22 protein-coding genes are annotated in these 21,972 nt (G+C 72.4%); 6 read left to right on the top strand and 16 right to left on the bottom strand.

The window, feature by feature from the left end; all coding sequences use genetic code 11:
- Positions 1 to 3 precede the first annotated feature (3 nt).
- Positions 4 to 441 (bottom strand): phosphoribosyl-AMP cyclohydrolase, encoded by a 438-nt coding sequence (gene hisI / locus ACIQFU_RS21610; RefSeq protein WP_402553594.1) that lies wholly within the window; start codon positions 439 to 441, stop codon positions 4 to 6.
- An 81-nt stretch (positions 442 to 522) separates the two neighbouring features.
- Between hisI and ACIQFU_RS21615 the strand changes: the two genes are divergently transcribed.
- A complete protein-coding gene (locus tag ACIQFU_RS21615; protein ID WP_402553596.1) occupies positions 523 to 1,158 on the top strand; it encodes a TIGR03085 family metal-binding protein in 636 nt (211 codons plus the stop codon).
- 12 nt (positions 1,159 to 1,170) lie between these two features.
- Here the strand turns inward: ACIQFU_RS21615 and ACIQFU_RS21620 are convergent, their stop codons facing one another.
- The 10 genes from ACIQFU_RS21620 to hisD form a co-directional block, all read right to left on the bottom strand.
- Positions 1,171 to 2,433, bottom strand: a complete 1,263-nt coding sequence (locus ACIQFU_RS21620; RefSeq protein WP_402553597.1) for an MFS transporter — start codon at positions 2,431 to 2,433, stop codon at positions 1,171 to 1,173.
- The gene (locus tag ACIQFU_RS21625) at positions 2,426 to 3,013 is read right to left on the bottom strand and encodes an ArsR/SmtB family transcription factor (RefSeq protein WP_402553599.1); all 588 of its coding nucleotides are present in this window, start codon (positions 3,011 to 3,013) and stop codon (positions 2,426 to 2,428) included. The genes ACIQFU_RS21620 and ACIQFU_RS21625 overlap by 8 nt, the downstream gene beginning before the upstream one ends.
- A gap of 85 nt (positions 3,014 to 3,098) precedes the next feature.
- Positions 3,099 to 3,854, bottom strand: coding sequence for an imidazole glycerol phosphate synthase subunit HisF (gene hisF / locus ACIQFU_RS21630; RefSeq protein WP_402553601.1), 756 nt, complete (start codon positions 3,852 to 3,854; stop codon positions 3,099 to 3,101).
- Positions 3,851 to 4,255, bottom strand: coding sequence for a RidA family protein (locus tag ACIQFU_RS21635; protein WP_402553602.1), 405 nt, complete (start codon positions 4,253 to 4,255; stop codon positions 3,851 to 3,853). The genes hisF and ACIQFU_RS21635 overlap by 4 nt, the downstream gene beginning before the upstream one ends.
- Entirely contained in the window at positions 4,252 to 4,977 is a 726-nt protein-coding gene (gene priA / locus ACIQFU_RS21640; RefSeq protein WP_059299098.1) for a bifunctional 1-(5-phosphoribosyl)-5-((5-phosphoribosylamino)methylideneamino)imidazole-4-carboxamide isomerase/phosphoribosylanthranilate isomerase PriA, read from the bottom strand. Before priA ends, ACIQFU_RS21635 begins: the two co-directional genes overlap by 4 nt.
- A 17-nt stretch (positions 4,978 to 4,994) precedes the next feature.
- Complete coding sequence (hisH, locus tag ACIQFU_RS21645) at positions 4,995 to 5,645, bottom strand: imidazole glycerol phosphate synthase subunit HisH (RefSeq protein ID WP_402553604.1); 651 nt, start codon at positions 5,643 to 5,645, stop codon at positions 4,995 to 4,997.
- Positions 5,642 to 5,806, bottom strand: coding sequence for a hypothetical protein (locus tag ACIQFU_RS21650; RefSeq protein WP_402553605.1), 165 nt, complete (start codon positions 5,804 to 5,806; stop codon positions 5,642 to 5,644). The genes hisH and ACIQFU_RS21650 overlap by 4 nt, the downstream gene beginning before the upstream one ends.
- A gap of 3 nt (positions 5,807 to 5,809) precedes the next feature.
- Entirely contained in the window at positions 5,810 to 6,403 is a 594-nt protein-coding gene (gene hisB / locus ACIQFU_RS21655; protein ID WP_003976763.1) for an imidazoleglycerol-phosphate dehydratase HisB, read from the bottom strand.
- Positions 6,400 to 7,509: a histidinol-phosphate transaminase gene (locus ACIQFU_RS21660; RefSeq protein WP_402553606.1), complete on the bottom strand. Its 1,110-nt coding sequence runs from the start codon at positions 7,507 to 7,509 to the stop codon at positions 6,400 to 6,402. Before ACIQFU_RS21660 ends, hisB begins: the two co-directional genes overlap by 4 nt.
- Positions 7,506 to 8,849, bottom strand: a complete 1,344-nt coding sequence (hisD, locus tag ACIQFU_RS21665) for a histidinol dehydrogenase (protein WP_402553607.1) — start codon at positions 8,847 to 8,849, stop codon at positions 7,506 to 7,508. Before hisD ends, ACIQFU_RS21660 begins: the two co-directional genes overlap by 4 nt.
- A gap of 199 nt (positions 8,850 to 9,048) precedes the next feature.
- On the opposite strand from hisD, the gene ACIQFU_RS21670 reads away from it, so the two are divergent.
- The 4 genes from ACIQFU_RS21670 (at position 9,049) to ybaK (ending at position 13,724) form a co-directional block, all read left to right on the top strand.
- The gene (locus ACIQFU_RS21670; protein WP_402553609.1) at positions 9,049 to 10,626 is read left to right on the top strand and encodes an oxidoreductase; all 1,578 of its coding nucleotides are present in this window, start codon (positions 9,049 to 9,051) and stop codon (positions 10,624 to 10,626) included.
- Positions 10,627 to 11,435: 809 nt separating this feature from the next.
- Complete coding sequence (locus ACIQFU_RS21675) at positions 11,436 to 12,440, top strand: hypothetical protein (protein WP_402553611.1); 1,005 nt, start codon at positions 11,436 to 11,438, stop codon at positions 12,438 to 12,440.
- Between the two features lie 11 nt (positions 12,441 to 12,451).
- Entirely contained in the window at positions 12,452 to 13,192 is a 741-nt protein-coding gene (locus ACIQFU_RS21680) for an LON peptidase substrate-binding domain-containing protein (RefSeq protein WP_402553612.1), read from the top strand.
- A gap of 13 nt (positions 13,193 to 13,205) precedes the next feature.
- Entirely contained in the window at positions 13,206 to 13,724 is a 519-nt protein-coding gene (gene ybaK, locus ACIQFU_RS21685; protein WP_402553613.1) for a Cys-tRNA(Pro) deacylase, read from the top strand.
- A 173-nt stretch (positions 13,725 to 13,897) separates the two neighbouring features.
- Here ybaK and ACIQFU_RS21690 read toward each other — a convergent pair whose 3' ends face one another.
- The 4 genes from ACIQFU_RS21690 to ACIQFU_RS21705 all read right to left on the bottom strand — a co-directional run bounded on the left by ACIQFU_RS21690 (position 13,898) and on the right by ACIQFU_RS21705 (position 17,924).
- Complete coding sequence (locus ACIQFU_RS21690; protein ID WP_402553615.1) at positions 13,898 to 14,623, bottom strand: AAA family ATPase; 726 nt, start codon at positions 14,621 to 14,623, stop codon at positions 13,898 to 13,900.
- 34 nt (positions 14,624 to 14,657) lie between these two features.
- Positions 14,658 to 15,482: an ABC transporter permease gene (locus tag ACIQFU_RS21695; protein ID WP_402553616.1), complete on the bottom strand. Its 825-nt coding sequence runs from the start codon at positions 15,480 to 15,482 to the stop codon at positions 14,658 to 14,660.
- 107 nt (positions 15,483 to 15,589) lie between these two features.
- Positions 15,590 to 16,564, bottom strand: a complete 975-nt coding sequence (locus ACIQFU_RS21700) for an ABC transporter ATP-binding protein (RefSeq protein ID WP_402553752.1) — start codon at positions 16,562 to 16,564, stop codon at positions 15,590 to 15,592.
- A 151-nt stretch (positions 16,565 to 16,715) separates the two neighbouring features.
- Entirely contained in the window at positions 16,716 to 17,924 is a 1,209-nt protein-coding gene (locus tag ACIQFU_RS21705; protein ID WP_402553618.1) for an NYN domain-containing protein, read from the bottom strand.
- A gap of 224 nt (positions 17,925 to 18,148) precedes the next feature.
- Here ACIQFU_RS21705 and ACIQFU_RS21710 point away from each other — a divergent pair, with 224 nt between their 5' ends.
- Positions 18,149 to 18,316, top strand: coding sequence for a hypothetical protein (locus ACIQFU_RS21710; RefSeq protein ID WP_402553620.1), 168 nt, complete (start codon positions 18,149 to 18,151; stop codon positions 18,314 to 18,316).
- Between the two features lie 55 nt (positions 18,317 to 18,371).
- Here the strand turns inward: ACIQFU_RS21710 and dnaE are convergent, their stop codons facing one another.
- Complete coding sequence (gene dnaE, locus ACIQFU_RS21715; RefSeq protein ID WP_402553621.1) at positions 18,372 to 21,911, bottom strand: DNA polymerase III subunit alpha; 3,540 nt, start codon at positions 21,909 to 21,911, stop codon at positions 18,372 to 18,374.
- Positions 21,912 to 21,972 lie beyond the last annotated feature (61 nt).

Below are 21,972 nucleotides of genomic sequence, written 5' to 3' on the forward strand. Positions count from 1 at the left end.
ACCCTACTGATCCGCGCCGGGCGCGTCGGTGCCCGCGGCGGCTTCGGCGCTCGCGGTGTTCCCGGCGAGGAGCACGTCGGTGTCGAAGCAGGTGCGGGTGCCTGTGTGGCAGGCCGCGCCGACCTGGTCGACCTTGACGAGCACGGTGTCGGCGTCGCAGTCCAGGGCGACGGACTTCACCCACTGGAAGTGACCGGAGGTGTCCCCCTTGACCCAGTACTCGCGGCGGCTGCGCGACCAGTAGGTGCAGCGTCCGGTGGTCAGGGTGCGGTGCAGCGCCTCGTCGTCCATCCAGCCGAGCATCAGCACCTCCCCGGTGTCGTACTGCTGGGCGATGGCGGGCAGGAGGCCGTCGGCGCTGCGCTTGAGCCGGTCGGCGATCTCCGGGGCGAGCGGGCCGGGCCGCCCGGGGGCGTCGCTGGTGGGGGAGCTGCTGGTCATGCGCCCATTGTGCCGCGCGGGACCGACACGCCCCGGAAATGTCCATTGGGCGGACCCGGCCGGCCGCCGTAGGCTGGCCCCATGTCGACTTTCGCCAAGCGTGAACGACTTCTGCTCGCGGACCTGTTGGAGACGGCGGGTCCGGACGCCCCGACCCTGTGCGACGGCTGGCGGACCCGTGACCTGGCCGCGCACGTGGTGGTGCGCGAGCGCCGGCCGGACGCCGCCGGGGGCAGCATGATCAAGCAGCTGGCGTCCCGCCTCGACCGGGTGATGGAGGAGTACGGCGCGAAGCCGTACGAGGAACTGCTCCGGTTGATCCGCACGGGCCCGCCCCGCTTCTCCCCCTTCCAGCTCAAGCAGGTCGACGAGGCGGCGAACACGGTCGAGTTCTACGTCCACACCGAGGACGTACGCCGCGCCCGGAGCGACTGGTCGCCGCGCGAGCTGGACCCGGTCTTCCAGGACGCCCTGTGGTCCCGCCTGGAGCGCGCCGCCCGCCTGATGGGCCGCGGCATCCCGACGGGCCTGGTGCTGCGCCGTCCCAACGGCCAGACGACGGTCGCCCACCGGGGCACGCCGGTGGTGACGGCCACGGGCGAGCCGTCCGAGCTGCTGCTGTTCGCGTACGGCCGGCAGGGCGCCGCGAAGGTGGAGCTGGAGGGCGAGGCGGACGCGGTCGCGAAGCTGCGGGAGACCAAGCAGCTCGGTATCTGATCTCCGCGTCGCTCACTTCGGCAGCTCGGCCCGCCGCACGCCAGGCGCGCACAGGGCGACGACCCCGCCGAGGCCGCAGACGGCGGCGCTGACGGCGAAGACCGGGCCGGTGCCCCAGACGCCGATGGCCGCGGCGGACAGCGGCATGCTCAGCGGGGCGATCCCCAGGCTGACGATGCCGCCGACGGCCGTGACCCGCCCCAGGTAGGCGGGGTCGGACTGGGTCTGCAGGAGGGCTCCGCACATGGCGCCGCTGAGCCCCGTGAGCAGGCCGATGAGCAGCGCGGTGCCGACGGCCACGGGGAGGCCGGGCGCGTGGGCCAGGCCGGCGATCGCGGCCGAGCCGGGGATGATGGCACCGGCGGCGACGCACCCGGCGCGCGGCAGGCGTCCCCGTAGGGTCAGCAGCAGGGCGGCGACTCCCGCGCCCGTCCCGAACCCGGCGAGCACCCAGCCCATCCCCGACGCGCCCCAGCCCCGCTCGTCCGCGAGCAGGGTGAGGCCCACGTTGAGGGGGCCGACGAAGCCGAGGTCACCCAGGGCGATGGCCACCATCAGCGGGCCGAGGACGCGGTGCCGGCGGACGTAGCGGAGCCCGCCCACCAGGTCCCGCCAGGCGGTGGTCGTCGGCGCGGCGGCCGTGTCGTCGGCCGGCAGTTCCCTCATCCGTACGGAGATCAGCAGCGGCACGGACACGGCGATGAGCAGCCCGGCGAACGCGAAGGCCGCCGCCGCGCCGCCGACCGCCACGCCGAGCCCGCCGAGCGGCGCGCCCACGACGGCGGCGAAGCGTATGGCGAGGCCGCGCATGCCCTGGACGCGGGCGAGCTGGTCCTTGCCGGTGATCCGCGCCGGGAGCGCCCCCACGGCGGGCATGAACACGGCGTCGACGGTGCCGAAGACGACGGCGAGCAGAGCGAGGAGCCACAGCCCGGGGTCGGTCGCGAACAGCACGGCGGCGACGGCGAGGACCGCGGCGCACCGTACGGCGTCGCTGCCGATGACGACCCGGCGCGGCCCGAGCCGGTCGGCGATCACTCCGCCGCCGAGCATGAGCAGCGCGCGGGGCACCGCGCTGACGGCGGTGACGACGCCGGCCTGCGCGGGGGTGCCGTTCTGCACGGCGGCCCAGGACAGCGCCAGGAAGAACACCATGTCGCCGACCATGGACGCGGTGTAGGCGCCGACCCAGCGCAGGACGTTGCCGTCGCGGTGGGCGGGCACGGAGGCGCCGGGTGTCCGTACGTCCGTCGCGGACGTGGTCGCCTCAGACACGGAAGGGGAATCCGTAGACGTGCAGGGCGACGTTCTCGCGCCCCTCGGTGTCGCCGGCGGCTTCGGCGGCCCGGCCGCGCTCGTCGTACTTCTTCGCCAGGGCGAGCAGTTCGTCGCCCAGTTCCTTCAGGTCGGCGGGGGTCAGGCGCAGCTGTGACTCGTTGTCGGGGGCGGCGGAGTTCCACTCGGGGCCCCAGGTGGAGCGTTCGTCGAGGTAGCGGCGGTACATGTCGGCGCGCTGCTCGTGGAAGAGCCGGGTGGCCGCGAGGTGGGCGGCGGCCCGCTCGGGGGCGTCCCGGAAGTTCTCGCCGCGGATGCTGACCCCTTCCGACGACAGCTGCCACCAGCGTTCCCTGCCGTCCGCGCTCTGCGGATCGGCCTGCTCGATCAGCCCGTGCTCGGCGAGCTTGCGCAGGTGGTAACTGACCAGGGAGACGGCCTCGTCGACCTGGTCGGCGAGCTGCGAGGCGGTCGCGGTACGCGCCACTCCGAGGTTGCGGTAGAGCTGGATGCGCAGGGGGTGGGCGAGGGCTTTGAGGGTGCCCAGGTCGGTGATGGGGTGGCTCTCCTGGCTCGGCATGCACCCAGGCTAAATCAGGAAAGAAAAGTTGCGCAATAAGTTTTGTGCAACTTTCCTTTCGCATCTTGGTTTCTCCGCCGCTCCTCTACCGGACGGGGTGGCCCGCCTCGCGAAGCGTCTGCTTCACCTGCCCGATCCGCAGGTCGCCGAAGTGGAAGACGGAGGCCGCCAGCACCGCGTCCGCGCCCGCCTCGACCGCCGGGGCGAAGTGGGCGAGGCTGCCCGCGCCGCCCGAGGCGATGACCGGCACGGTCACGTGCTTGCGGACCGCCGCCAGCATCTCCAGGTCGTAGCCGTCCTTCGTGCCGTCCGCGTCCATCGAGTTGAGCAGGATCTCCCCCGCGCCCAGCTCGGCGGCCCGGTGCGCCCATTCCACCGCGTCGATGCCGGTGCCGCGCCGGCCGCCGTGGGTGGTCACCTCGAAGGTGCCCGCCTCGGTGCGGCGCGCGTCGACCGACAGGACCAGGACCTGTCGGCCGAACCGCTCGGCGATCTCGCGGATCAGGTCGGGGCGGGCGATGGCCGCCGTGTTGACGCCCACCTTGTCCGCGCCGGCCCGCAACAGCTTGTCGACGTCCTCGGCGGTGCGCACGCCGCCGCCGACGGTCAGCGGGATGAACACCTGCTCGGCGGTGCGGCGCACCACGTCGTAGGTCGTCTCGCGGTTGCCCGACGAGGCGGTGATGTCCAGGAACGTCAGCTCGTCGGCGCCCTCGGCGTCGTACACCTTGGCCATCTCGACGGGGTCGCCCGCGTCGCGCAGGTTCTGGAAGTTGACGCCCTTGACGACCCTGCCGTCGTCCACGTCCAGGCAGGGGATGACTCGGACCGCCAGGGTCATGAATCCACGGCTCCTCTATACGCTTCCACTTCGACCGACACCAGGACCCGCGAGTCGATGAAACCCTGCACGACCAGCAGGGTCGTGGCCGGGCGCACGGAGTCGAACAGCTCCTTGTGGGCGCGGCCCACCGCATCGACGTCGCGGGAATGTGCCAGGTACACACGGGTCCGGACCACGGACTCGACACCGAGCCCGAACTCGCCGATCGCCTCGACGGCGGTGGCGAAGGCGACCTTGGTCTGTTCGTACGGGTCGCCCTCGCCATAGAGCATGTCGCCCTTGAAGGCGGTGGTGCCCGCCACGATGACCCGGTCGCCCGCCGCCACGGCGCGTGCGAAACCGAAGGACTCTTCCCAGGGACTTCCGCTCTGCACGCGTCGTACGGCTTCGGACGTCATGTCGACACAGCCTCCAGGGCCTCTTCCAGAGTGAACGCCTTCGCGTAGAGGGCTTTCCCGACGATGGCCCCCTCGACACCGTCCGGGACGAGCCCGGCGATCGCGCGCAGGTCGTCCAGGGACGACACACCGCCCGAGGCCACGACCGGGCGGTCGGTGGCCGCGCAGACGTTCTTCAGCAGCTCCAGGTTGGGGCCCTGGAGGGTGCCGTCCTTGGCGATGTCGGTGACGACGTACCGGGCGCAGCCCTCCTTGTTCAGGCGGTCCAGCGTCTCGTAGAGGTCGCCGCCGTCGCGGGTCCAGCCGCGGCCGCGCAGCGTCGTGCCGCGTACGTCGAGGCCCACCGCGATCTTGTCGCCGTGCTCGGCGATGACCTTGGCGACCCACTCGGGGGTCTCCAGGGCGGCGGTGCCGAGGTTGACCCGGGTGCAGCCGGTGGCGAGGGCGGCGGCGAGGGTGTCGTCGTCGCGGATGCCGCCGGACAGCTCCACCTTGATGTCCATGGCCTTCGCCACCTCGGCGATCAGCGCGCGGTTGTCGCCGGTGCCGAACGCCGCGTCCAGGTCCACCAGGTGCAGCCACTCGGCGCCGGAGCGCTGCCAGGCGAGGGCGGCCTCCAGCGGGGAGCCGTAGGAGGTCTCGGTGCCGGACTCGCCGTGCACGAGGCGGACGGCCTGGCCGTCGCGGACATCGACGGCGGGCAGGAGTTCGAGCTTGCTCATCTCTACCGGGCTCATCTCTACAGGGTCTCGATCCAGTTGGTGAGGAGCTGGGCGCCGGCGTCGCCGGACTTCTCGGGGTGGAACTGGGTGGCCCACAGCGCGCCGTTCTCCACGGCGGCCACGAAGGGCTCGCCGTGTGTGGACCAGGTGACCCTGGGCTCGGCGATCAGCGGGTTGTGCGTCTCCTGGGTCCACTCGTGGACGGCGTAGGAGTGCACGAAGTAGAAGCGGGCGTCGGCGTCCAGGCCGGCGAAGAGCTGGGAGTCGGCCGGCGCCTCGACCGTGTTCCAGCCCATGTGGGGCACGACGTCGGCCCGGAGCGGTCCGACCGTGCCGGGCCACTCGTCCAGACCCTCGGCCTCCACTTCGTGCTCGATGCCGCGCGAGAAGAGGATCTGCATGCCGACGCAGATGCCCATGACCGGGCGGCCGCCCGACAGCCGGCGGTCGACGATCCAGTCGCCGCGCGCGGCCTTCAGGCCCTCCATGCAGGCGGCGAAGGCGCCGACGCCGGGTACCAGCAGCCCGTCGGCGTTCATGGCCTTGTCGTAGTCACGGGTGATCTCGACGTCGGCCCCCGCGCGCGCGAGGGCGCGCTCGGCGGAACGGACGTTGCCGAAGCCGTAGTCGAAGACGACGACCTTCCTGGCCGGGGCGGCGCCGGTCAATTCCAGACCTCCAGCCTCAGGACGCCCGCGAGCAGGCACATGCCGGCGCCGATGGAGAGCAGCACGATCAGGCCCCTGGGCATCTGCTGCTTGGCGAAGGAGTAGATGCCGCCGAGGAGGAACAGACCGACGACGATCAGTGCGGTGGACGTGCCGTTCATCGGTTACAGCGCGCCCTTCGTGGAAGGCAGGATGCCGGCCGCGCGCGGGTCGCGCTCCGAGGCGTAGCGCAGGGCCCGGGCCAGCGCCTTGAACTGGCACTCCACGATGTGGTGCGCGTTGCGCCCGTAGGGCACGTGCACGTGCAGGGCGACCTGGGCCTGGGCGACGAAGGACTCCAGGATGTGCCGGGTCATCGTCACGTCGTACTCGCCGATCATCGGCGCCATGTTCTCGGGCTCGGTGTGCACGAGGTAGGGGCGGCCGGACAGGTCGACGGTGACCTGGGCGAGGGACTCGTCCAGCGGGACCGTGCAGTTGCCGAAGCGGTAGATGCCCACCTTGTCGCCGAGGGCCTGCCTGAAGGCGGCGCCCAGCGCGAGGGCGGTGTCCTCGATGGTGTGGTGGGAGTCGATGTGCAGGTCGCCGTCGGTCTTCACGGTCAGGTCGAACAGACCGTGCCGGCCGAGCTGGTCGAGCATGTGGTCGTAGAAGCCGACGCCGGTGGCGATGTCGGTCTTGCCGGTGCCGTCGAGGTCGATCTCGACGAGGACCGAGGTCTCCTTGGTCGTGCGCTCCACGCGTCCCACGCGGCTCATGTGTTCTGCTCCTTCTTGACTTCACGTACCGCGTCGAGGAACGCGTCGTTCTCCTCCGGGGTGCCGGCGCTGACCCGCAGCCATCCCGGCACGCCGTTGTCCCGGACCAGGACACCCCGGTCGAGGATCTTCCGCCAGGTTTCGTGGGAGTCCGCGAACCGCCCGAACTGGACGAAGTTGGCGTCGGACTCGGTCACCTCGTAGCCGGTGGCGCGCAGTTCGGCGACCAGCCGGTCCCGCTCGGCCTTCAGCTGCTCGACGTACTTCAGCAGCGTGTCCGTGTACTCCAGGGCGGCCAGCGCGGTCGCCTGGGTGACGGCGGACAGGTGGTACGGCAGCCGTACGAGCTGGACGGCGTCGACGACGGCCGGGTGCGCGGCGAGGTAGCCCAGGCGCAGGCCCGCCGCGCCGAACGCCTTCGACATGGTGCGGGAGACGACCAGGTTCGGCCGGCCCTCCAGCAGCGGCAGCAGGGAGGTGCCGTGGCTGAACTCGATGTACGCCTCGTCCACCACGACCATCGACGGCCTGGCGCGCTGCGCCGCCTCGTGGAGGGCGAGGACCGTCTCGGCCGGGACCGCGTTGCCGGTGGGGTTGTTGGGGGTGGTGACGAAGACGACGTCCGGGCGGTGCTCGGCGATCGCCTTCTCGGCGGCGGGCACGTCGATGGTGAAGTCCTCGTGGCGCGGCCCGGAGATCCAGCCGGTGCCGGTGCCGCGCGCGATGAGGCCGTGCATCGAGTACGACGGCTCGAAGCCGATCGCGGTGCGGCCGGGGCCGCCGAAGGTCTGCAGCAGTTGCTGGATGACCTCGTTGGAGCCGTTGGCCGCCCAGACGTTGCTCACGTCCAGGGGGTGCCCGGAGGTCTTGGTCAGGTACTCGGCGAGCCTCGTGCGCAGCTCGACCGCGTCCCGGTCGGGGTAGCGGTTGAGGTCGCGGGCGGTCTCGCGGACGCGCTCGGCGATCCGCTCGACCAGGGCCTCGGGCAGCGGGTAGGGGTTCTCGTTGGTGTTCAGCCGTACCGGCACGTCCAGCTGGGGCGCGCCGTAGGGGGACTTGCCGCGCAGCTCGTCCCGTACGGGGAGATCGTCGATGCCGAACGTCACTTGCTTTCCGGGACCTTCCACTCGAACCTCGCCTTGATCGCCGCGCCGTGCGCGGGCAGGTCCTCGGCCTCCGCCAGCGTCACCACGTGGTGCGCGACCTCGGCGAGCGCGTCGCGCGTGTAGTCGACGACGTGGATGCCGCGCAGGAAGGACTGCACGGACAGGCCCGAGGAGTGACAGGCGCAGCCGCCGGTGGGCAGGACGTGGTTGGACCCGGCCGCGTAGTCGCCGAGCGAGACAGGCGCCCAGGGGCCGACGAAGATCGCGCCGGCGTTCTTGACCCGGTCGGCGACGGCGGCGGCGTCGGCGGTCTGGATCTCCAGGTGCTCCGCGCCGTAGGCGTCGACCACGCGCAGTCCCTCGTCCAGGCCGTCCACGAGGACGATCGCGGACTGGCGGCCGGCCAGCGCCGGACGGATCCGGTCCTCGACGTGCTTGGTCGCCTCGACCTGGGGCTGGAGCTCCTTGTCCACCGCGTCCGCCAGCTCCACGGAGTCGGTGACCAGGACGGCGGCGGCCAGCGGGTCGTGCTCGGCCTGGCTGATCAGGTCGGAGGCGACGTGCACCGGGTCGGCGGTCGAGTCGGCCAGGACGGCGATCTCGGTCGGTCCGGCCTCGGCGTCGATGCCGATCTTCCCGGTGAAGTAGCGCTTGGCGGCGGCGACCCAGATGTTGCCGGGGCCGGTGACCATGTCGGCGGGCGGGCAGGACTCGGTGCCGTAGGCGAACATCGCTACGGCGGTGGCGCCGCCCGCCGCGTACACCTCGTCGACGCCGAGCAGGGCGCAGGCGGCCAGGATCGTGGGGTGCGGGATGCCGCCGGCCGGGTCGTTCTCAAAAGCGGGGGCCTGCGCGGGCGAGGCGAGCGCGATCGAGCCGACGCCGGCCTCCTGGGCGGGCACCACGTTCATGACCACGGACGACGGGTAGACCGACCGGCCGCCGGGCACGTAGAGCCCGACCCGCTCGACCGGCACCCACTTCTCGGTGACCGAGCCGCCGGGCACGACCTGCGTGGTGTGCGTGCTGCGGCGCTGCTCGCGGTGGACGAGGCGGGCACGGCGGATCGACTCCTCCAGCGCGGCGCGCACGTCCGGGTCGAGGCCCTCCAGCGCGCGGGTCAGCTCCTCGGCCGGAACACGCACCTGTTGCAGCCGGACCCCGTCGAACTGCTCGGTGAAGTCGATCAGCGCCGCGTCCCCGCGATGATGCACGGCCTCGCAGATCGGACGCACCTTCTCCAGGGCGACCGAGACGTCGAAGTCGGCTCGGGGCAGCAGGTCGCGCAGGGCGGGGCCCTCGGGGAGGGCGTCGCCGCGCAGATCGATTCGGGAGATCACGGAACCAATTCTCTCAGACCCGCGTCCGGCACGGTCCGCGCGTATCAATGGCTGATACAGAACGCGACGGACCTCACGGCCCAGGGTGAACTCGCGCGATCCGTGCTCACTTTGAGTGTTCGGAAGGTCACACAGTGGGCATGAACGGTTGTACGAAGCGTGAGCGACCGACGAGTAGTTGGGGAGGGAGTGAAGCACCGTGACCCAGGGGGCCCGCCGTCGTGACGGAGAGCTGCCGGACGACCTGACCACCGCCGAGGCGGGCATGTGGCAGGCCTTCCGCAACGGCAGTGTGTACGACCTGCGCAGCGGTGACACGCTCGTCGACGATCCGCACGGCGGGCAGCCGTGGGGTCCGGAGCGGACGGTGCGGGCGCGCGTCGTGTGCTGGCTGCTGCTCGACGGGCCGCCGGCGCTCGCGGGCCGGGTGTCCTCGCTGCAGCTGGTGGGCGTGCGGATCAGCGACACGATGGATCTGGCGGGCGGCACGGTGGTGCCCTACGTGGAGCTGCGGCGCTGCCGCTTCGACCGGGAGCTGCTGCTGCCGGAGACCCGGTTCACGACGGTGCGGCTGGTGGACTGCGCGGTGCCGCGCCTGGAGGCCGCGCGGCTGCACACCGAGGGCGACCTGCACCTGCCGCGCTCCCGCTTCCCGGGCGGCATCCGGCTCACGGACGCGCAGATAGGCACCGACCTGCTGCTCAACCAGGCGATCGTGCACCGGGACCGCAGCGGGCGGTCCATCGCCGCGGACGGCATGACGGTGGGACAGGACCTCCAGGCCGAGATGCTGGAGTCGCACGGCGAGGTGAGCCTGCGCAGCGCCCAGGTCGGCGTGTCGCTGAGCCTGCGCGGCGCCCGGCTCCTGAACCCGTACACGCGGCACGCGCTGAACGCCCCGCAGCTGACGGTGGAGCGCACGCTGTACCTGACCCCGGCGGGTCTGGGCAGTCCGCTGCTGCGCGGGACCACACCCGCGCAGGGCACCCGCATCCAGCGCTTCGAGTGCGAGGGCGGGGTGCGTCTCGACGACGGGCGGTTCGGCGACGCGCTGGACCTGGAGCACGCGCGGTTCACCTTCACCGACGAGCAGGAGCTGTCGCTGCGCCGGGTGCAGACGCCCGAGCTGCGCTTCCTGGGCGAGCGTCCGGCGCGCGGGCGGGTGGTGCTGTCGGGGGCGCGGGTGGTCAACCTGATGGACCGGGCGGACAGCTGGCCGGGCCCGGGACGGCTGCACATGGGCGGCTTCGCCTACGAGAACCTGGTGCCGCGCGGGCCGTTCCCCCTGGAGAAGCGGCTGCGCTGGGTGGGCGCCGCCACCGCCGAGTACCACCCGGAGCCGTACGAGCGCCTCGCCGCCGTGCTGCGGGCCGGCGGCGAGGACGAGGACGCCCGCGAGGTGCTGCTCGCCAAGCACCGCAGGCGCCGCGAGAGCCTTCCGGTCGCCGCGAAGCTGGTGGGCTACGCGCAGGACTGGACGGTCGCCTACGGCTACCGGCCGGGCCGGGCGGCGGTGTGGATGGCGGTGCTGTGGGCGGCCGGCTCGCTCGCCTTCGCCCGCGCGGAGCCGCCCCCGCTGAAGAGCGGCGAACACCCGGACTGGAACCCGGCACTCTTCGCCCTCGACCTCCTCCTCCCGGTGATCGACCTGGGACAGGCGGGCTCCTGGCAGCTCCACGACGGCTGGCAGTGGCTCGCGACGGCCCTGGTCCTGCTGGGCTGGGTCCTGGCGACGACGGTGGCGGCGGGGGCGACCCGCCTGCTCCGCCGGAACTGATCCCGCCGGGGGTGCCCGCGGTCCGCCCGGGCCGAGCACGTCCCCCGCCCCGAGGAGGCCCCGACAGCGGGCCCGGCCCCGCCCCCGCGGCAGGACAGACGGCCACGGCAGCTGCCCGAGACAGCGCATCACCTTCCCGGCTACCCGTTCGTCCCTGGCCCCGGCGAGGCCCGCTTCGACCCGAGACGGCTCAGGAAGGCTCGGGGTAAGGCCCGCTTCCCCCGGGGCGGCTCAGGAAGGCTCGGGGTCGGCCCGCTTCGGCTCGGGGCGGCTCGGGGTCGGCCCGCTTCCGCCCGAGGCGGCTCAGGGAGGCTCGGGGTCGGCCCGCTTCCCCCGGGGCGGCTCAGGGAGGCTCGGGGTCGGCCCGCTTCGGCTCGGGCGGTTCGGGCGGTTCGGGCCGCCCTGGGCGGCGCGGGGCGGCGCGGGATCCGCTTCGCGGGGCTGCTTGTCCCCGGCTCCCGGAGGGTTCGGCTCCTGCCCGGAGGGTTCGGCTCCTGCCCGGAGCCGGCCACGGGCCGTCGGCCACCCGGCACCCGGCACCCGGCACCCGGCACCCGGCACCCGGCACCCGGCACCCGGCACGGTACTCCCGGGACGCGCGGCGCTCGGGGCACGTCCACCCCGTTCACCGCCCGCCACCGGCCGCGGGGCAGCCGCCGCGGACGGGGAGTCCCCGCCTGGGCCGCCCGCGGGCGCGACCCCGGAACGCGCAGCCGGTGCGGGACGGCCGGTGCGGGTGGGAACACGACCGGCCGAAGGCGAAGCCGGGGCCGCACAACCATCCCGAACCCTCGACCGTCGTACTGGCCATGCTGCGCGCGTTCCTGCGGACCGCCGCTGTCCGGGCCCGCTCCCGGTCACCACGGCCCGCCCCAGACGACGACGTGCTCCTCGACGCCCCCGACGACCGCCTCGCCCCCGCCCTCGTCGCCGCGGCCCGCGGCGAGCACGGCCCCGCGGCCGGCCTGCTCGCCGGTACCCGCGTCAACGCCGAATGGGACCACCGCGACCGCTACGCGACCCGGCTCGCCGCCTTCGCCCGCTCCCGTTCCGGGTGGCTGGACACCTGGCGGGCGGCCGCGCCGGACGACCCCGACGCCCTGCTGGTGGCGGCCCGTCTGACGGTCCACCGCCGCTGGGACTCCCCGGCCCGCACCGAAATGCTGCGCCAGGTGATCCCCGCGCTCGTCGCCGCCGCCGAGGCCGCCGGCCCCGTCGACCCGGTGCCGTGGCGCACCGCGCTGGACGCCGCGCGGGGCGCGCACGCGCCGCACGCCGAGTTCGAGCGGCTGTGGGAGCAGGCGGTCCGCCGCTCCCCGCACCACTACGGCAGTCACGTCGCCGCCCTGGAGTACCTGGCCGACGCCTCGCCCGGGGCCCACGGCGAGTGCCTGGACTTCGCGGAGACGGCCGCTCAGGACGCCCCCGAGGACGCGCTGGTACGGGCCCTGCCCCTGCGCGCGGCCTTCACCTGCCTCACGGCCACCGGCACCTCCGCCACCGGCACGTCCGCCGACGGCGCCACCGCCGTACGCACGCACCGCCGCCGCCTGGACGGCGCGGCCGACCGCGCGACCGCCCTCTCTGCGGCCCACCCGGCGGCCGACCCCTGGGCGGCGGAGCTGCGGAACCTGCTCGTCTACGTCCTCGTACGCCTGGAGCGCCACCGGGACGCGGCCGAGCAACTGCGGCTGACCGGCCCGTACGTCACGTCCTTTCCGTGGGAGCGGGACACCGACGACCCCGACCCGCTCGGCCGCTTCGTCCAGGTGCGCGCGGACGTCCGTGCGCGCCTGGAGACGGGCGCCCATTAGGCTTCTGCGTCGTGACCACCGTCCGGCTCCCCCTCTTCCCCCTGAACTCGGTCCTGTTCCCGGGGTTGGTGCTCCCGCTCAACGTCTTCGAGGAGCGCTACCGCGCCATGATGCGCGAGTTGCTGAAGACCTCGGAGGACGAACCACGCCGGTTCGCCGTCGTGGCGATCCGCGACGGCCACGAGGTGGCCAGGACCGCCCCCGGCCTGCCCGACCCGACGGCCACCGTCGAGCACGGGCCGACAGCCGGGTTCGGGGCCGATCCGCTCAAGGCGTTCCACAAGGTCGGCTGCATCGCGGACGCGGCGACGATCCGCGAGCGGGCCGACGGCAGCTTCGAGGTGCTGGCCACCGGCACCAACCGGGTGCGCCTGACCTCGGTGGAGACCTCGGGCCCCTTCCTGACCGCCGAACTGGAGCCGCTGCCCGAGGAGCCGGGCGACGAGGCGGGTGCCCTGGCCGAGGGTGTGCTGCGCTCCTTCCGGCAGTACCAGAAGCGGCTGGCGGGGGCCCGCGAACGGTCGCTGGCGACCGGCGCCGACCTGCCGGACGAACCGGGTGTGGTCTCCTACCTGGTCGCCGCCGCGATGATGCTGGACACGCCGACGAAGCAGCGCCTGCTCCAGGCCCCGGACACCGCGTCGCGGCTGCGGGACGAGCTGAAACTCCTTCGCTCCGAGACCTCCATCATCCGTACGCTGCCGTCCCTGCCGGCGTCGGAACTGACGCGCGGCCCGACGAGTCTCAACTGAGGTACTGGCCCGCATGGCGAAGAAGCCGAGCAAGGCGAACAGGAAGCAGCAGCAGTCCGGCGGCACGCCCGCGACGGTGGCGCTCACGGCGGCGGGGGTGACCTGCACGGTCCACGCCTACGAGCACGACCCGGCCCACGCGTCCTACGGCGAGGAGGCGGCCGAGGCGATGGGTGTCTCCCCCGAACGGGTGTTCAAGACACTGGTGGCGGACGTCGACGGTGCCCTGACGGTCGCGGTGGTGCCGGTGGCGGGCCGGCTGGACCTCAAGGCGCTGGCGGCCGCGGTGGGCGGCAAGCGGGCTGCGATGGCCGACCCCGCCCTGGCCGAGCGCACCACGGGCTATGTACGCGGCGGCATCTCCCCGCTGGGCCAGCGCAAGCGGCTCGCGACGGTCCTGGACGCCTCGGCCACGGACCACGCCACGATCTGCGTCTCGGCGGGCCGCCGCGGCCTGGAGGTCGAACTCTCCCCGGCCGACCTGACCGCCCTCACGAACGCGACCCTGGCCCCCATCGCCCGCTCCGCATAGCCTCCTCCCCCAGCTGCGCGCAGTCGTGCCGCACAGCCCCCCAACTGCGGGCAGTCGTGCCTCCCCCAGTGCCTGAACGGCCTGGGAGGTACCCCCAGGGCGGCACGGGTGGGCGCAGGCGGCACCCCGCAACGCCGGGCCGCGCACCCACCCCGCCACCCGCCCGGCGATGCCTACTTGCCGTACGGCCCCGCCGGATACTGCCCCGGCGCCGGCCAGGGATCCGGCTCCGGGTCCCGCGGCCCGAACAGCCCCGTCAGCCCCAGATGGACCACCAGCGCCGCGAAGGACCACGCCAGCAGCACGCCCTTCGCCCCCAGCTTCAGCGGCGCGGAGAACGTCACCCCCTCACCCGCCTCCTTGGCGTGCGCGATCACGTCCTGCGTCGGCCCGAGCCACACCCCGAGCCGCCACGCCAGCAGCGACCCGAGCACCCCGCCGACGCCGAGGGCCACCACCAGCGGCACTCCCCCGCGCCGCCGCAGCAGGAAGACCACGATCGCGCTGAGCGCCCCGAACGCCAGCGCGAGCAGCGTGAACGTTCCGTCGACGCCGATCGCCTGCTCGCCCTCGGAGTCCTTGAGGTAGACGACCCAGTTGCCGTCGACCACGTCGCCCACCAGCGGCACACTGGGCGCCAGCTTCCACCACAGCACGCCCAGCAGCGCGCCGAAGACCGCGACCGCCACCACGGTCACGGCGGCCTGCCGCACTTCCTTCAACATCCCGGGGCCGTCCTGTTCGCCATGAGGGTCACCGTGGGGGTCGTACGGGCCGCCGGGCGCGGCACCCACCGCGTCGGCGCCCACCGCGTGCGCACCGGCGGGCGGCGGCACCGGCCCGCCCCGGTACGACGGGCGTTCGTTCGGCGGCGGTGGCGGAGTCAAGGGTGCGGTCACCGTGCCATCGTGCCAAACCCGCCTGTGCGGCGCGTCACCGGACGGCGGCCCGGCGGTACGCCCAGGTGGCCACGGCCAGCGAGATCACCCCGACCGCGGCGCACACCGCGAGGTCGCCGAGGACGAAGCCCCAGTCGGGCCGTCCGCCGAACGTGCGCGCGAAGGCCTCGACACCGTACGTGGAGGGCAGCAGGTCCCGGGCCAGACGCACCACCTGCGGCATCCGTTCGGGCGGCAGCACGCCGAGGAGCAGGGCAGCCGACATGCCCAGCTGGCCGAGGAGCGTGGCGAACTCGGGCCGGGGGGCGAGCAGGCCCAGCGCCGCGCCCAGTCCGGCGAGCGCGGCGCCCGCCAGCGGGATCACGGCCAGCAGCACCCACAGGTGGGTCATCGGCAGCCCGAACAGCAGGCAGCCGAACACCGCCGTCACCACGGTCCCGGGCGCGGTGAAGGACGCGTACGCGCCCGCCGCGCCCAGCACCACCGCGGCGGGCGGCACCGGCAGCGTCGCGTAGTGGTCGAGGCCGCCGCTGGCGCGCAGCTGGCCGAAGTACTGGGCGAGGAGGTTCAGCGCGACGAAGGCCACGACGAGCACCGCGGACCCGGCGACCACGGCCTGCGCCTCGCCGCCGCCGTCCACGACGCCCCGCATCAGGACCATGATGCCGATCGACTGGAAGGTCGCCACGAACAGCAGCGGGATGCGCGCGACCCGCGCCCGGGACAGCTGCGCCCGGTACACGGCCACCAGAGAGGGCCACAGCCGTGCCCTGGGCCCCAGCTCGGCCGGGCCGGTCACGTGCCGCTCCTCGGCTGCCGGGGCAGCGCCCTGCAGGGCATCGGCGGGTACGACACTCACGTCGCGCTGCTCCCCTTCGCTAGGGTCGTTCGAAGCGCTCACCCGAACGGGTGCACTCGTCCCGACGGGTACGGATGCTGCGGCCGGTGTGCTCACCGCTCGCGTGCTCACGCCCTCACCAGCCCCTGCCGCGCGGCGCCGCCCAGCGCCAGGTAGACGTCCTCCAGGCTGGGCGTGGCCAGGGTGAAGTCGTCCAGGGCGGCGAAGGCCGCGCCGCCGGTCACGGTGGCGACGACCGCGCGGGCCTCCTCCGGGGCCAGCCGCAGCGTCCAGCGGCGCCCCGCCTCGACGACGCGGTCGCGCAGGGCGGCGACCTCCGGGACGTGCAGCGGCGCGCTCTCGCGCCACACCAGGTCGACGCGGACCTCTCCGGCGACCTTCTCCTTGAGCCCGGAGGGCGTGTCGCAGGCGATCACGCGGCCCCGGTCGAGGACGGCGACCCGGTCGAGGACGGTCTCCGCCTCGATGACGTTGTGGGTGACGAGCAGCACGGTGGTGCCGTGTTCGGCGCGCCGCCGGTCGACGGCCGTCCACACCGCGCGCCGGGCCACCGGATCCATGCCGGTGGTCGGCTCGTCCAGGACGAGCAGCGGGCGCTGCCCCACCAGTGCGGCGGCGAAGCAGGCCAGGCGGCGCTGGCCGCCGGAGAGCTTCTTGATCGGACGGGCGGCGAGGCCGGTCAGCCCCAGCTCCTCGAGCACGGCGTCCCGCTCGGCGCGGGCCCGGCGCACCTCGAGGCCGCGCAGCCGCCCGGTGGTCTCGGCGGCGAGCGACACGGTCAGCTCGTCCAGGGCGCTGGACTCCTGGCCCAGGTAGGCGAGGATCCGCGCGGCCCGCTCCGGGTGGCGCACGATGTCGTGCCCGAGGATCTCCACGCTGCCGCAGTCGGGCCGCATCAGTCCGGTGAGCTGGCGTACGAGGGTGGACTTGCCGGCGCCGTTGGGCCCGAGCAGTCCGAAGATCTCACCGCGGCGGATGTCCAGGGTGACGTCGTCGGTGGCCCGGACCTCGGGAGTGGCCGGAGCGCCGCGCCGGCCGCGTACGGCCGGATAGGTCTTGGTCAGTTCGCGCACCACGCACACGGCATCGCCACCGGGTCGAGATGCCTGTGCCGCGCGCGTACTCACAAGGGACGAGACTACGGGGTCGGTCCCCCCGGCCCGTCCCCGGGTCCGCCCATAAGTGTCGATTCAGCCGGGTGGAGCGCAGGTGTGCCGGGGCCGTCGGGGCGCCTCACTCCGCGGCAGGCGTGCGTTCGGTCGCCGTCCGCACGTCGACCTCCCGCCAGAACCCGGCCCGGATCGCGTACCGGTCGTGCTCGTCGATCTGGTCGTCCTTGTGCGCGAGCAGCCCGAAGCGGGCCGCGTAGCGCAGCAGCTCGCCGTCGACACGGTGCGGGATGCGCGGGTACATCCCGGACAGCTTCTGCAGGTGGGCGTGGTCGCCGAGGCGTTCGAGCCAGCGGCGGGCGAAGACCTGCCCGACCTCGTACGGGTCGCCGCCGACCGTGGTGATGTCCTCCTCGCGGTCCGCCCAGCGCTGCTCGGCCGTGGTGAGCTGGGCGAGCGTCGGCAGCGAGGCGGCCTCGGACGACTCGGCTGCGGGCCGGTCGACCCAGCCCTTGTCGGAGGACCAGCGCAGGGTGGCGTTCGTCGGCTGCGGGGCGGAGTGGGCGCCTGGGGCGCGCAGGGCGGCGAGGTCCTTGGGGGTGGGCACGCCCTTGGCGGGCGGCACCCGCTCGTCGGTGCCGCCCGCGGCGGCCGTCGTGGTGGGGTGCTCGGGCGTCTCGGCGGGCCGCCGGGCGGCGGAGAGGGCGGACTCGGGCAGCGGCGCGGAGAGGATCGCGGCGATCTCGGGGCGCGGCACGGGAGGCGGCGCGCAGATGCCGCCGAGTTCCTTGGCGCGTACCGCCTTGGTGATCCACGTGCGGTCGAGGACGCGGCGTTCGTCGGCCTCGGCGACGAGGTCCTCGGACTGGTTGTAGTCGCCGTCGGCGGCCTGTACGGCCCACAGGTGGACGGCGACGCCGTGTTCCTTGGCGGCCATCATGCCGGGCAGCAGGTCGCCGTCGCCGGTCACCAGGACGACGTCGGCGCAGGCGCGGTTGCGGGCCAGCTCGGTCAGTTCGGCGTGCATGGCGGCGTCGACGCCCTTCTGCGCCCAGCGACCGTCACTGCGTGTGAGGGCGCCGAGCCGAACGGTGACCCGGGGCATCACGCGCAGCCGCCGGTGTTCGGGCTGCGGGACGCGGTCGGGGGCGCCGTCGAACCAGTAGATGCGCAGCAGGGGCTGCTGCGTGTCGGACTCGGCGCGGTCGCGCAACCCCTGGACGAGAGCGGCGTGATCGACGGTGATGCGCGAGCGCGAGGGCTCTCCTGCCAGGAGACTCGCGGCGGCCCCCAGCAGATACCCGGCGTCCACCAGGACGATGCAGCGGTCCACGCGATCCACCCTCTTTCCGGGAGGTTTGCTTCGGGCTTCCTTCGAGTCTGCCCGACCACGCGGAGGTTAACGGCCCGAACTCGATCTTCGGCGTGGCGTTTCGGCACTCCGCGTCCGCCCGGACCGCGTCACGGACGGTAATTGCCCGATATGCGTTCTTTGTTGGCCTATGTGAATCTGGTTCCGGCCCTGGCCCCTAGATCCCCCTCAGGAGGTAGATCACCATGGCCAAGAACAAGAACAACCGTGATCGTAAGCAGCCCCAGTCCGAGCGCTCCCCGCAGACGGCCGAGTCGGCCGTGCTGGACCGCGAGGAGCAGCACTCCCCGCAGCTGACGACGCCGGGCGACGCGGCTTCCCGCAAGCGGCAGAAGCGCTTCGGCCACAACTGACGTTCACGACGAAGGGCGCACCCGGCAACCGGGTGCGCCCTCGCTCGTTCGACGCTCAGCCCGCCAGGCAGGACGGGCCGAGCAGCACCTTCAGGTCGCCGAACAGGGCCGGATCGGGCTTCACCCGGTGCCGGTCCAGGCGCAGCACCGTCGTCTTCGTGGGCCCCTGGAGCTTGATCCGCACCTCGCTGTCGCCCCGGTGGTGGGTGAGGATCTCACCGAGCCTGCTGACCATCGGCGGGGTGATGCGGGTCGCCGGGATGGTGAGGACCACGGGCGCGTTGGTGCCCGCGTTGGACAGGTCGGGGATCATCAGCTCCATCGCGACCAGCCGGGGCACGTCCTCCCGCTTGTCGAGGCGCCCCTTGACGAACACCACGGCGTCCTCGACGAGTTGCGTGGACACCAGCTGGTAGGTCGCCGGGAAGAACATGCACTCCAGCGAGCCGGCCAGGTCCTCGACGGTGGCGATGGCCCAGGCGTTGCCCTGCTTGGTCATCTTGCGCTGCAGGCCGGAGATGATGCCGCCGATGGTGACGACCGCGCCGTCGCCGAAGTCACCGCCGGTGAGCTGGGAGATGCCCGCGTCGGCCTTGTCGGAGAGCACGTGCTCCAGGCCGAAGAGCGGGTGGTCGGAGACGTAGAGGCCGAGCATCTCCCGCTCCTGGGCGAGGAGATAGGTCTTCTCCCACTCGTCCTCGCCGAAGACGACGTCGAGTCCGAAGCCGGGCTCGTCGTTCTGCTCGTCGCCCATGCCGCCGAAGAGGTCGAACTGCCCCTCGGCCTCCTTGCGCTTGACCGCGACCACGTTGTCGATCATCGGCTCGTACTGCGCGGTGAGGCCCTTGCGGGTGTGCCCCATCTCGTCGAAGGCTCCGGCCTTGATCAGCGACTCCGTCGTCCGTTTGTTGCAGACGACCGCCTCGACCTTGTCCAGGTAGTCGGGGAAGGACGCGTACTTCCCCTTGGCCTTGCGGCACCTGATGATCGACTCGACGACGTTGGTGCCGACGTTGCGCACGGCGGAGAGGCCGAAGAGGATCACGTCGTCGCCCTGCGCGGCGAAGTTCGACATGGACTCGTTGACGTTGGGCGGCAGCACCTTGATGCCCATGCGCCGGCACTCGTTCAGGTAGACGGCCGACTTGTCCTTGTCGTCCTTGACCGAGGTGAGCAGGGCGGCCATGTACTCGGCCGGGTAGTTCGCCTTGAGGTAACCGGTCCAGTAGGAGACCAGGCCGTACGCGGCCGAGTGCGCCTTGTTGAAGGCGTAGCCCGCGAAGGGCACCAGCACGTCCCACAGGGCCTGGATGGCCTCGTCGCTGTAGCCGTTCTTCCTGGCTCCGGCCTGGAAGAGGACGAAGTTCTTCGCCAGCTCGTCGGGCTTCTTCTTGCCCATCACGCGGCGCAGGATGTCGGCCTCGCCGAGCGAGTAGCCCGCGATGATCTGGGCGGCCTTCTGCACCTGCTCCTGGTAGACGATCAGGCCGTAGGTGACCGCGAGGACCTCCTGGAGGGGCTCCTCCAGTTCCTTGTGGATCGGCGTGATCTCCTGGAGGCCGTTCTTGCGCAGCGCGTAGTTGGTGTGCGAGTCCATGCCCATGGGGCCGGGACGGTAGAGCGCGGAGACGGCGGAGATGTCTTCGAAGTTGTCCGGCTTCATCAGCCGCAGCAGGGAGCGCATGGGTCCGCCGTCGAACTGGAAGACGCCGAGCGTGTCGCCGCGTTGCAGCAGTTCGAAGGTCTTGGGGTCGTCCAGTGGCAGCGACAGCAGGTCGAGGTCGATGCCCTTGTTGGACTTCACCATCTTGACGGCGTCGTCCATGATCGTGAGGTTGCGCAGGCCGAGGAAGTCCATCTTCAGCAGGCCGAGCGACTCGCACTGCGGGTAGTCCCACTGCGTGATGGTCACGCCGTCGGTGTGCCGCACCCAGATCGGGGCGTGGTCGACGATGGGCTCGCTGGACATGATCACGCCGGCGGCGTGCACGCCCATCTGCCGCACCAGGCCCTCGACGCCCTTGGCGGTGTCGATGACCTTCTTCACGTCCGGCTCGTTCTCGTACATCGAGCGGATCTCGCCGGCCTCGCTGTAGCGCGGGTGCGTCGGGTCGGTGATGCCGTTGAGGTCGATGCCCTTGCCGAGGACGTCGGCGGGCATGGCCTTGGTGAGCCGGTCGCCCATCGCGTACGGGTAGCCGAGGACGCGCGCGGAGTCCTTGATGGCGTTCTTCGCCTTGATCTTGCCGTACGTGCCGATCATGGCGACCTTGTCGGCGCCGTACTTCTCCGTCACGTACCTGATCACCTCGACGCGCCTGCGCTCGTCGAAGTCGATGTCGACGTCGGGCATGGAGACGCGCTCGGGGTTGAGGAACCGCTCGAAGATCAGGCCGTGCGGGATGGGGTCGAGGTCGGTGATGCCCATGGCGTAGGCCACGATCGAACCGGCAGCGGAGCCTCGGCCGGGGCCCACCGCGATGCCCTGCTTCTTGGCCCACATGATGAAGTCGGCGACCACGAGGAAGTAGCCCGGGAACCCCATCTGGATGATGACGTCCATCTCGTACTCGGCCTGCTTCTGGCGGTCCTCGGGGACCTGGCCCGCGAAGCGGCGCTCCATGCCGCGGCGGACCTCCTCCTGGAACCAGGTGACCTCGGTGAAGCCCTCGGGGATGTCGAACTTCGGCATGAGGTCGCGCTTCTCGAACATACCGGCCGTGTCGATCATCTCGGCGACCAGGCGGGTGTTGGCGCAGCCCTCCTGCCAGGCGTCGGAGGAGTCGACGGCGTACATCTCGTCCGTCGACTTCAGGTAGTAGCCGGTGCCGTCGAAGCGGAAGCGGTCCGGGTCCGAGAGGTTCTTGCCGGTCTGGATGCACAGCAGGGCGTCGTGCGCGGTCGCCTCGTGCGCGTAGGTGTAGTGCGAGTCGTTGGTGACCAGCGGGGGAATGCCGAGCTTCCTGCCGATCTCGAGGAGCCCGTCGCGGACCCGGTGCTCGATGTCGATGCCGTGGTCCATCAGTTCCAGGAAGTAGCGGTCCTTGCCGAAGATGTCCTGGTAGTCGGCGGCAGCTTTCAGGGCCTCGTCGAAGTGGCCGAGGCGCAGCCTGGTCTGCACCTCGCCGGAGGGGCAGCCGGTGGAGGCGACGATGCCCTCGGACCACTGGCTGATGGTCTCCTTGTCCATCCGGGGCCACTTCTGCAGCCAGCCCTCGGCGTACGCGTCGGAGGAGAGGCGGAAGAGGTTGTGCAGCCCCGTCTTGTTGGTCGCCCACATCGTCTTGTGGGTGTAGCCGCCGGAACCCGAGACGTCGTCCCGCTTCTGGTGCGGCTGGCCCCACTGGATCTTGCGCTTGTTGCGCCGGGACTCGGGGGCGACGTACGCCTCGATCCCGATGATCGGGGTGACGCCGGCCTTCTGCGCGGAGTGGAAGAAGTCGTACGCCCCGTGCAGGTTGCCGTGGTCGGACATGGCGATGTGCGTCATGCCCATCTCGTTGCACGCGTTGAACATGTCCTTGAGCCGCGCGGCACCGTCCAGCAGCGAGTACTGGGTGTGAACGTGCAGGTGCGTGAACGGCGGCTTGGACACGTGCGGCCTCCTGGGAAAACTGGGGACGACTGGCTGCGGTCGATCCGGGGGGTCAGCGTCG

It is taken from the genome of Streptomyces sp. NPDC093065, from assembly GCF_044754585.1.
In the GTDB taxonomy this organism is placed as follows: Bacteria; Actinomycetota; Actinomycetes; order Streptomycetales; family Streptomycetaceae; genus Streptomyces.

Excerpts from the sequence above, each read along its gene's own strand:
- hisI (WP_402553594.1), bottom strand. The coding sequence starts at position 441 with ATGACCAGCAGCTCCCCCACCAGCGACGCCCCCGGGCGGCCCGGCCCG.
- ACIQFU_RS21615 (WP_402553596.1), top strand. The coding sequence starts at position 523 with ATGTCGACTTTCGCCAAGCGTGAACGACTTCTGCTCGCGGACCTGTTG.
- ACIQFU_RS21625 (WP_402553599.1), bottom strand. The coding sequence starts at position 3,013 with ATGCCGAGCCAGGAGAGCCACCCCATCACCGACCTGGGCACCCTCAAA.
- hisF (WP_402553601.1), bottom strand. The coding sequence starts at position 3,854 with ATGACCCTGGCGGTCCGAGTCATCCCCTGCCTGGACGTGGACGACGGC.
- ACIQFU_RS21635 (WP_402553602.1), bottom strand. The coding sequence starts at position 4,255 with ATGACGTCCGAAGCCGTACGACGCGTGCAGAGCGGAAGTCCCTGGGAA.
- priA (WP_059299098.1), bottom strand. The coding sequence starts at position 4,977 with ATGAGCAAGCTCGAACTCCTGCCCGCCGTCGATGTCCGCGACGGCCAG.
- ACIQFU_RS21650 (WP_402553605.1), bottom strand. The coding sequence starts at position 5,806 with ATGAACGGCACGTCCACCGCACTGATCGTCGTCGGTCTGTTCCTCCTC.
- hisB (WP_003976763.1), bottom strand. The coding sequence starts at position 6,403 with ATGAGCCGCGTGGGACGCGTGGAGCGCACGACCAAGGAGACCTCGGTC.
- ACIQFU_RS21675 (WP_402553611.1), top strand. The coding sequence starts at position 11,436 with ATGCTGCGCGCGTTCCTGCGGACCGCCGCTGTCCGGGCCCGCTCCCGG.
- ybaK (WP_402553613.1), top strand. The coding sequence starts at position 13,206 with ATGGCGAAGAAGCCGAGCAAGGCGAACAGGAAGCAGCAGCAGTCCGGC.
- ACIQFU_RS21710 (WP_402553620.1), top strand. The coding sequence starts at position 18,149 with ATGGCCAAGAACAAGAACAACCGTGATCGTAAGCAGCCCCAGTCCGAG.